8 protein-coding genes and 1 pseudogene are annotated in these 8,974 nt (G+C 53.3%); all 9 read left to right on the top strand.

What is annotated here, in order from left to right:
- Nucleotides 1-93 precede the first annotated feature (93 nt).
- The 9 genes and pseudogenes from J3353_RS14945 (at nucleotide 94) to J3353_RS14910 (ending at nucleotide 8,623) form a co-directional block, all read left to right on the top strand.
- Complete coding sequence (locus J3353_RS14945) at nucleotides 94-636, top strand: RNA polymerase sigma factor (RefSeq protein WP_370569215.1); 543 nt, start codon at nucleotides 94-96, stop codon at nucleotides 634-636.
- A complete protein-coding gene (locus tag J3353_RS14940; protein WP_207685152.1) occupies nucleotides 633-1,364 on the top strand; it encodes a hypothetical protein in 732 nt (243 codons plus the stop codon). The genes J3353_RS14945 and J3353_RS14940 overlap by 4 nt, the downstream gene beginning before the upstream one ends.
- A 12-nt stretch (nucleotides 1,365-1,376) precedes the next feature.
- Nucleotides 1,377-2,258 (top strand): ABC transporter ATP-binding protein, encoded by an 882-nt coding sequence (locus tag J3353_RS14935; RefSeq protein WP_207685151.1) that lies wholly within the window; start codon nucleotides 1,377-1,379, stop codon nucleotides 2,256-2,258.
- A complete protein-coding gene (locus J3353_RS14930) occupies nucleotides 2,255-3,508 on the top strand; it encodes an ABC transporter permease subunit (protein WP_207685150.1) in 1,254 nt (417 codons plus the stop codon). Before J3353_RS14935 ends, J3353_RS14930 begins: the two co-directional genes overlap by 4 nt.
- A 1-nt stretch (nucleotide 3,509) precedes the next feature.
- Nucleotides 3,510-3,593 (top strand): annotated as a pseudogene (locus J3353_RS16410) (DUF6061 family protein); the annotation flags it as partial.
- A 167-nt stretch (nucleotides 3,594-3,760) separates the two neighbouring features.
- A complete protein-coding gene (locus tag J3353_RS14925; RefSeq protein ID WP_207685149.1) occupies nucleotides 3,761-5,098 on the top strand; it encodes a TrkH family potassium uptake protein in 1,338 nt (445 codons plus the stop codon).
- A gap of 11 nt (nucleotides 5,099-5,109) precedes the next feature.
- Nucleotides 5,110-5,757, top strand: coding sequence for a TrkA family potassium uptake protein (locus J3353_RS14920; protein ID WP_117534951.1), 648 nt, complete (start codon nucleotides 5,110-5,112; stop codon nucleotides 5,755-5,757).
- A gap of 189 nt (nucleotides 5,758-5,946) precedes the next feature.
- Nucleotides 5,947-7,920 (top strand): DUF4118 domain-containing protein, encoded by a 1,974-nt coding sequence (locus J3353_RS14915; protein WP_156061836.1) that lies wholly within the window; start codon nucleotides 5,947-5,949, stop codon nucleotides 7,918-7,920.
- A complete protein-coding gene (locus tag J3353_RS14910) occupies nucleotides 7,913-8,623 on the top strand; it encodes a response regulator (RefSeq protein ID WP_156061837.1) in 711 nt (236 codons plus the stop codon). Before J3353_RS14915 ends, J3353_RS14910 begins: the two co-directional genes overlap by 8 nt.
- Nucleotides 8,624-8,974 lie beyond the last annotated feature (351 nt).

The following is an 8,974-nucleotide window of genomic DNA, read 5'->3' as shown; positions in this document are numbered from 1 at the left end:
GCTATAAGAACATAATAAAGGCAATTATTTGAAATTTTTGAAAAAACAGAAATCATTTTGATGATATGGGACGTTTTAATAGACGGGAAGGGGGTGAACCATATCCAGACAGAATTATTGCTGCGGAAAGCGCAGAGCGGAGATACGGGTGCGCTGGACACTCTGATTACAGCGTACTATCCACAAATTCTGAACTATTGCCGTTGGCATACAGCGGACGAGCAGCAGGCGCAGGATGCAGCACAGGAAACCTTTTTGAAAGCGGTGCGCTGGCTGGATTCCTGTGGTGGATTTCAGGGGGCATTCCGTCCCTTTCTGTACAAAATCGCAAAAAACATTTGCATCGATCTGAACCGTACGATGGAGCTGACGGAGGTATCGCTGGAAAGCTTGCCGGGCGAACCCGCCTATCAGGAAAGTGGCTTTGCTGCGGCAGAGGAGAAAGCAAACTTGCGAGCGCTGACGGCCCAGCTGGAGCCGGAACAGCGGGAACTGGTATTGCTGCGGTTCGCACAACAGCTTAAATTGCGGGAGATCGCGCAGATCACAGGTCTGCCCCTGCGCACGGTGCAGTCCCGCCTGCGTGCCGCATTGAAAACCTTGAAAATGCAATTGGAAAAGGAGGACTGGAGATGAATCGAGCCTTTGAAAAAGAACTGTCCAGAGCACTGGCGACAGAGCTTGACACAGCCGCACCGAAAACGCTGCTGCGCCGTTGCCGGGCGGAACATGTCGTAAAACAACGGAGTGATTGGCGTGATTTGCTGCACTGCCAATTCAAATTGCTGGGCTGGAAGGTCTGGGTGCTGGAAGCAATGGCGGCACTGGCGTTGTACAGTGTGGGTCGGGAACTTGCCCTGTGGGAGAAGGCATGGACATTACGCAATGCACTGTTTGGTCTGAGCACACTTGCTATGCTGACAGCCCTGCTCGGTCTGCCGTTTTTATACCGGGCAAGTCAATATAAGATGCTTGAACTGGAACAAGCCACATATGCAGGAATCGGTCGTCCACTGGTGATGCGGTTTTTGCTGCTGCTGGCGGGGGAAATGATCCTGCTGGGAGTGCTGGTACTCAATGTGCGGGCAGCCGTGCCATGGAGCATCGGGCAACTGCTGGCGGTGCTGACCGTGCCATTCCTAACCGCAAACAATGAGCTGCTTCTGCTGCTGAGCTGGGTGCGCCCGGAATGGATGATGACCGGGGCTGTACCGCTGTTTGCAGGGCAGCTGTGTTTGCTGCGGTTCGTGCAATTATCGGAACTGCCGAAAGGCCTGCCACTGGCGGCGGGCATGCTGGTGCTCTGTATGGTGTTGCAGTGCATCCGGCTTGCCGCCCGGTCAGAATATATTGCAGAAGGCTGAAAGGAGCAAGCCATGGAACTGAAAATTCAGAATATTACAAAGCGATACCGGGATAAAACGGCGGTGGATGATGTGTCCATCACGCTCACGCCGGGTGTGTGGGGACTGCTGGGGGCGAATGGTGCAGGCAAAACAACCTTAATGCGGATGCTGGCGGGCATTCTGCGGCCCAGCAGTGGCCGGATTTTGTGCGATGGGGTGGAGATTGGGATGCTTGGTGCGGCCTACCGGGAAAAGCTGGGGTATCTGCCGCAGGAATTCGGGTTTTACCCGGAATTCACGGTGCAGGACTATCTGGAATATATGGCGGCGCTCAAGGGTCTGCCGCGTACAGAGGCTGCCCGGCAGATCGACGCACTGCTGGAGCGGGTAAGCCTCACTGAGGTGCGCCGCAAAAAGATCATAAAGCTTTCCGGCGGTATGAAGCGCCGGGTAGGCATCGCACAGGCACTGCTCAACGACCCGGAAATTCTGATTTTAGATGAACCTACGGCAGGGCTGGACCCCGGAGAACGGGTGCGCTTCCGCAATCTGCTGTCGGAGTTTGCGCAGGAACGGATCGTTCTCATTTCAACGCATATCGTTTCGGATGTGGAATACATTGCGGCCGAAAATGCCGTGATGAAGGCTGGCAAAATCATTGCACAGGACACCACCGAAGGGCTGGTAAAGCAGATCGAAGCCAAAGTCTGGCAGGGGAATATCCCGATGGAACAGCTTGCCCGGTGGGAATACCGGCTGCGGGTAGTGAACCTGCGCAACGAGCCGGACGGAACGGTAACATTGCGGTATCTGGCGGATGCACCGCAGCTGCCGGACAGCGTCCCGGCACAGCCCCGGCTGGAAGATCTGTATCTGTGGCTGTTCCCGGAGGAAATGGAGGAAGCAAAATGAACCTGTATCGTTTGGAATTGAAACGTGTGTGCAAAACCCGTATGACAGCTATTCTGCTGGCCATTGCGCTGGTGCTGGCCGTGGTCATGGCATATCTGCCGGTGACCTTTATCGGCTGGACGGAACTGGATGCCAGCGGAAACGAAGTGCGTTACACGGGTCTGAAAGCAATCCGGAAACGGCAGGAGCAGCAGGTATCCGGTACCATCACGCCGGATGTCATGCAGGAAGCACTGGAAGCCTATCAGCGGGTGTACCGGCAACATGATGCAAGCTCTATCAACGATATCCCGGTCGAGGTGTTTTATAAAGAACTTGCCCGGTATCAGCCTCTTGTGAACAACGCAAAGGAAGCCTTTGCCGACTCGAAAACCGGCATGGCACCGGGCGTGATGGGGCTGACCGCAGAGGATATGCAGAACTTTTACAGCCAGCTCCCCAAACGGCTGGAATCGGTGATCTGGCTGGAACAAAGCGGAAAGCCCGGCTATGAGCAGGCGCAGGCCATTGCACAGAAAAAGTTCGATGCTGTACAAAAACCGTTCACCTATTCATTTGGGGTCAGTTCAGACGCAATGGATTACCAGACCCTGTTGAGCTTGCTGCTCACCCTGCTGTGCGCGGTGATTGCGGCCCCGGTGTTTGCATCGGATGCACAGACCGGGGCGCAGGACATCCAACTGTGCACAAAAAACGGCGGTCTGCGGCTAGCAGCGGCAAAGCTGGCGGCGGCGTTCAGTATCACAGGGGCGGCGTATCTGCTCTGCGGTGTGGTGTGGATCCTGGTCACGAATGCTCTGTTTGGTTGGGAAAGTACCAAAACTTCCGTGCAATGGCTGTTTTCTGTGACCAGCCTGCTGCCGTATACCGTTGGCCAGATGGAGTGGATCATGCTGGTGACAAACTTCCTGATCTTCTTTGCGGAGGTGGCCTTTGTGCTGATGGCATCCGTATGGGCAAAGAACAACCTGACCGCTTTGTCTGTGGCGCTGATCAGTGTGGTGGCACCGCTGATTGTTTATATGGTCGTGCCGGGCTCCTTTGGAGAATGGCTGTCCACCCTGCTTCCGGCAGGAGGCATTGGGCTTTCCAACGCATTGCTGTATAAAATGATCAGTTTTGATTTTCTCTATGCAGGCAGGCATGCCTTTTTTCAGGCAGATGTACTGCTGGCATCGGCACCGGTCAAGATCGTTCTGCTCGTTGGATTGGCAGCATGGGGGTATCTGCGAAAAACCAAGGTGGCTTAAGCTGGGCTATGCGGATTTGATTCTGAACGGTGACCAGGAGGAATATTTGAAGAATGTGGCTGGAAGCCATGGACTAGAAAGCTAAATGAATGCTGGATATTACCGTTTTTTGTGCTGGTGATGTCCAGCATTTGTTATTTAGTGTTGGCTGATCGATTTTAATGAAATCTTTATACTTCTACAATTTTCTTTACGGCTCTTTTATTTATTCCATGCTAATCTTTATGCACACGGATAGGTAAAGGAGCTTTTATGATTCAATATCCTCGTTACAGGCAGCACCGTTTTTCTTCTTTTCAGGTCATTATTGCAGGTTTTGCGGCAGTTGATCTGGTGGGCGCATTGCTTCTGATGCTCCCGATCGCTGCACAGCAACGATGCGTCACACCGTTCCATGAGGCATTATTTACCTCTACCTCCGCCCTTTGCGTGACCGGCCTTGTGGTTCAGGATACCGGCAGCTACTGGTCGGCTTTTGGGCAGAGCGTGATCCTTCTTCTGATCCAGATCGGAGGATTGGGCGTCATTACGGTGGGTGCTGCCTTTGCGCTGCTTTCCGGGCGAAAAATCTCCCTCAAGCAGCGCAGCACGATGCAGGAAGCTACGGCTGCCCCGCAGATGGGCGGCATCGTGCGGCTGACAGGCTTTATTCTGCGGATCACCGCCCTGTTTGAATTGGTCGGTGCTGCACTGCTGCTGCCGACGTTCTGCGCCGATTATGGTTTGCGCGGGATCTGGTACGCGCTGTTTCATTCCATTTCGGCGTTCTGCAATGCTGGCTTTGACCTGCTGGGAACAGAGGGGGCAAAATTTGTTTCGCTGACACGGTATGCAGGTGACCCATTGCTTACCACAGTGATCGCTGCACTGATCGTCTTTGGCGGCCTTGGCTTTCTGACATGGGAGGACATTTATACATATCGCCTTGATTTTCGCCGTTACCGGATGCAGAGCAAGGTGATCCTTGTCACAACGGCATTTCTTCTGGTACTGCCGACGCTGTACTTTTATTGTTTCGAGTTCACGGCAGGCTCTGCCCGACAGCGCATTTTATTGTCGATGTTCCAATCCGTTACACCCCGTACTGCCGGTTTTAACACCGCCGATCTTGCTGCGATGGGCAGCACTTCACAGGCATTGATGGTGGTTCTGATGCTGTTGGGCGGTTCGCCCGGTTCTACGGCAGGCGGCATGAAAACCACAACATTTGCCGTTCTGCTGGCCAATATGTGGGCGACCTTCCGCCGCAGAGAAGATGCCGAATTTTTCGGGCGGCGCATAGATGGTTCCGCGGTCAAGAATGCTGCTACGATTGCAGGGATGTATTTGACGCTGTTCTTCCTCGGAGCCTTTGTCATTGCTGCGGCAGAGCAGCTGCCGATGTCGGTCTGTCTGTATGAAACTGCTTCGGCTGTGGCAACGGTAGGTCTGACATTGGGCATCACGCCGCAATTGGGCATCCTCTCGCAGGGGGTGCTGATCGCACTGATGTTTTTGGGACGTGTTGGCGGATTGACGTTGATCTATGCGGCATTTGGCAGCAGCCCTGCCCACTCTCGTCTGCCGCAGGAGAAAATCGCAATCGGATAAAGGAGACAGGTATGAAATCGATTCTTTTGATTGGGCTTGGCCGTTTTGGCCGCCATATTGCGCAGGAACTGAATGAGCTGGGTCATCAGGTCATGGCGATCGACAGCAACGAAGACCGTGTGAACGCTGTGCTTTCCTATGTGACGAATGCACAGATCGGTGACAGCACCAGCGAATACTTTCTGCGCTCCCTTGGTGTTGGCAATTTTGATGTGTGCATCGTAACGATCGGCGGTAATTTTCAGAGTTCGTTGGAAACAACATCACTGCTCAAAGAATTGGGGGCAAAGCTTGTGGTCTCGCGTGCAGAGCGGGATGTACAAGCTAAGTTTTTGCTGCGCAACGGTGCGGATGAAGTGGTCTACCCGGAAAAGCAGCTGGCAAAGTGGGCAGCGATCCGATACAGTTCCGAACACATTCTCGATTATATCGAGCTGCAGGACGACCACGCCATCATGGAAGTGACCATTCCGCCGGAATGGATGGATCGCACGATCGGCGAGATCAATATCCGAAAAAAGTATAACATCAATATTCTTGCGCTGAAAAAAGACGGAAAGCTCGATATGAACATTACGCCGGATACGCAGCTGTGCCGGGATGAAAGCATACTGGTTTTGGGGAAATACGCATTGATCCAAAAGTGTTTCCGGCTCTGAAAAGATAGGACGGATCGTATGGATGTCGCTTTGTTATTGATGGTTCTTGGAGTCATGTTGAGTGGCTTTTGGGCAGCAGATGCGCTGGATCACATGCGGAAGGAGATCCTTCGACAGGAAGGAAAAAGACGTGGCTGGTGGTCGTGACCATCAAATTGTGCTATACTGTGGGCAAGGCAGGTGATCTTTATGAATCAGAACGACCCACCCACTGAACATATTCTGGCGTGTCTGTCGTCCTCTCCCTCCAATGCAAAGATCGTGCGGACGGCGGCAACGATGGCAAAGGCGTTCGGCGGGACCTTTACAGCTCTGTATGTCCGGACTCCGGATTCGGATCAGATGGGAAAAGAAGATCGTCGGCGCTTGCAGCAGCACATTCGTATGGCAGAGCAGGCAGGTGCCGACATTTCTACGATCTACGGGGATGACATTCCGCAGCAGATTGCAGAGTTTGCCCGCATCTCCGGCATTACAAAAATCGTGCTGGGGCGCTCCAGCGTACATCGCCGCCATTTCTGGAGTGGACCGTCACTGACTGAAAAATTGACGCTGACTGCGCCTAATCTGGATATTTACATCATCCCGGATGCTTCTGCAGAGAACGGCTACGGTTCAGGACGGAAGCTGTTCATCCGTCCGTTTCTGCCTTCTGTCCGCGATTTACTGGTCACCGCAGGCATTTTGAGCTGCATCACGCTCATCGGCTTTCTTTTTTTACAATTGGACTTTGCGCGCTATAACATTATTACGTTCTATATGCTGGGGGTGCTGTTCACCGCATTGTGTACCAGCGGTTACACCTGCGGTGTGCTGGGCTCCATTGCCAGTGTTGCGCTATACAATTTTTTCTTGACGGAACCGCGCCTGACATTCCATGCGTATGATCCCGGTTATCAGGTTACATTTGCCCTGATGCTGACCTCTGCAATCATTACCTGCACCCTGACAACGCGGCTGAAGGATCATGCAAAAATGTCTGCGCAGGCAGCGTTCCGTACAAAAATACTGTTTGACACAAATCAGCTTTTACAGAGAGCAAAAAGCGAGGAAGAAATCCTCTCTCAGACAGCGTCCCAGTTGATGAAGCTGCTGAACCGGAGCCTGATCGTTTACCCGGAACAAAACGGAGATCTTGGGTCAGAACAGGTTTTTTGGGTTGACGGGAAAACGGTGCAAAACATCTTTTCTGCACCGGAAGAACGGAATGCAGCAAATTGGACATTTGCAAACAAAAAGCGTTCCGGTGCAGGCACGGATAGCTACCCGGACGCAAAGGGGCTTTATCTTGCACTTCGGACCGGAGGCGGCGTGTTTGGAGTGGTTGGGATCGACCTGTCTGAAAAACCGCTGGATGCCTTTGAAAACAGTGTGCTGCTTTCCATTCTGGGCGAAGGTGCGCTGGCAATCGAAAACCGCAGAAATGCGCTGGAAAAAGAGCAAGCTGCATTGCAGGCAAGGAATGAAGAGCTGCGGGCAAACCTGCTGCGCACGATCTCCCATGACCTGCGCACCCCGCTGACCTCCATTTCCGGCAATGCCAGCAATCTGCTTTCCAACGGAGAAACGCTGGATACAGACACCCGGAACAAGATCTGCACCGATATTTTTGACGATGCACAATGGCTGATCGGTCTGGTGGAAAATCTGCTTTCCATCACCCGCATTGAGGATGGTCGGATGAATCTGCAGATCTCACCGCAGCTGATGGATGAGATGATCGAAGAAGCACTGCATCATGTCAACCGGAAAAGCTGCGAACACACCATCACAACACAGTATGGGGACGAGATCCTCCTGGTCAATGTGGATGCACGGCTGATCATGCAGGTCGTTGTCAATCTGGTGGATAACGCCATCAAATACACCCCCGTGGGCTCGGTCATTCAGATTTCGGCTTATCGGAAAGACCATCAGATCGTAGTGGAAGTTGCAGATAACGGTCCCGGCATTCCGGATTGCGCAAAAGCACAGGTGTTCGAGATGTTTTATACCGGGCAGAGCCGCATCGCAGACAGCCACCGCAGCCTTGGACTGGGCTTGCCCCTCTGCCGAGCGATCCTGACTGCTCACGGCGGAACATTGACCCTGCGTGACAACATTCCCAATGGCAGTGTCTTTTCCTTTGCATTGCCGCAAAGCGAGGTGAACATTCATGAATAAGCCGTCCATTCTGGTCGTAGAGGATGATGTTCCTGTACGGTGTCTGATCACAACGACCCTGAAGACCCACGGCTATAAATATCTGACTGCTTCCAATGGGGAAACGGCAATCATGATGACTACCAGCCACAATCCGGACATCATGCTGCTGGATCTTGGACTGCCCGATATAGACGGCATCGAGGTCATCCGCAGCGTCCGCACATGGTCGAACCTGCCCATCATCGTCCTGAGTGCCCGGAGCGAGGATACTGATAAGATCGAAGCATTGGACAACGGCGCAGACGATTATCTGACAAAGCCGTTTTCCGTGGATGAGCTGCTGGCAAGACTGCGTGTGACGCAGCGCCGATTGAATCTGCTGGCTTCTGACGGCATAAATAGCCCGGTTTTTGTCAATGGTCCTTTAAAGATCGACTTCTCGGCCGGGTGCGTCTGGCTGAGCGAGAATGAATTGCATTTGACCCCCATCGAGTACAAGCTGCTGTGTGTGCTGGCGCATAATGTGGGCAAAGTGCTGACGCATACCTCCCTCACGCAGAAAGTATGGGGCAGTACGCAGGAAAATGACATTGCTTCCTTGCGAGTTTACATGGCATCCCTGCGCAAAAAATTGGAACGATGCCCGGATGCGCCGCATCTGATCCAGACCCATGTTGGTGTCGGATACCGGATGCTGCGCGTGGAAAATGATGAATCATAGTAAAAAAACAGGGTGCGCCCACCCGGACGCACCCTGCCAAAAGCCACAGACAACAGCGATATGTATAACAGGGCGTTCCTCGTCGGGAACGCTCTGTTTCTCTTTACTGGTGGTGTGATGAGCCTGTTCCGCCTGCCATAGGCAAGCTCGCGTTTGCGCAGCGCAGCGGAGCAATGAAAGCCCCAGTGGGGCTTTTAAGCGACCGAACGGTCTTGCGTTAGCAAGATGGAGGGGCCTCTGCCCCGACAAGTGACCGTTGCCCTTCCTCGCTGTTCCAGCAGGCAAGGATGGCCGGATAGAATGCCCGTGCCAGACGGTCGATGACTTCATCGGGATAGGGGGAAGTGTTTG

Source organism: Faecalibacterium sp. Marseille-Q4137 (assembly GCF_017377535.1).
GTDB lineage: Bacteria > Bacillota > Clostridia > Oscillospirales > Ruminococcaceae > Faecalibacterium > Faecalibacterium duncaniae.
The sequence above is the reverse complement of the archived record's forward strand: the minus strand, read 5'-3'. Positions and strand labels throughout refer to the sequence as shown.

Bases quoted from the DNA above. Each gene is read 5' to 3' on its own strand.
- J3353_RS14940 (WP_207685152.1), top strand. From the start codon at position 633: ATGAATCGAGCCTTTGAAAAAGAACTGTCCAGAGCACTGGCGACAGAG.
- J3353_RS14935 (WP_207685151.1), top strand. From the start codon at position 1,377: ATGGAACTGAAAATTCAGAATATTACAAAGCGATACCGGGATAAAACG.
- J3353_RS14930 (WP_207685150.1), top strand. From the start codon at position 2,255: ATGAACCTGTATCGTTTGGAATTGAAACGTGTGTGCAAAACCCGTATG.
- J3353_RS14925 (WP_207685149.1), top strand. From the start codon at position 3,761: ATGATTCAATATCCTCGTTACAGGCAGCACCGTTTTTCTTCTTTTCAG.
- J3353_RS14920 (WP_117534951.1), top strand. From the start codon at position 5,110: ATGAAATCGATTCTTTTGATTGGGCTTGGCCGTTTTGGCCGCCATATT.
- J3353_RS14915 (WP_156061836.1), top strand. From the start codon at position 5,947: ATGAATCAGAACGACCCACCCACTGAACATATTCTGGCGTGTCTGTCG.
- J3353_RS14910 (WP_156061837.1), top strand. From the start codon at position 7,913: ATGAATAAGCCGTCCATTCTGGTCGTAGAGGATGATGTTCCTGTACGG.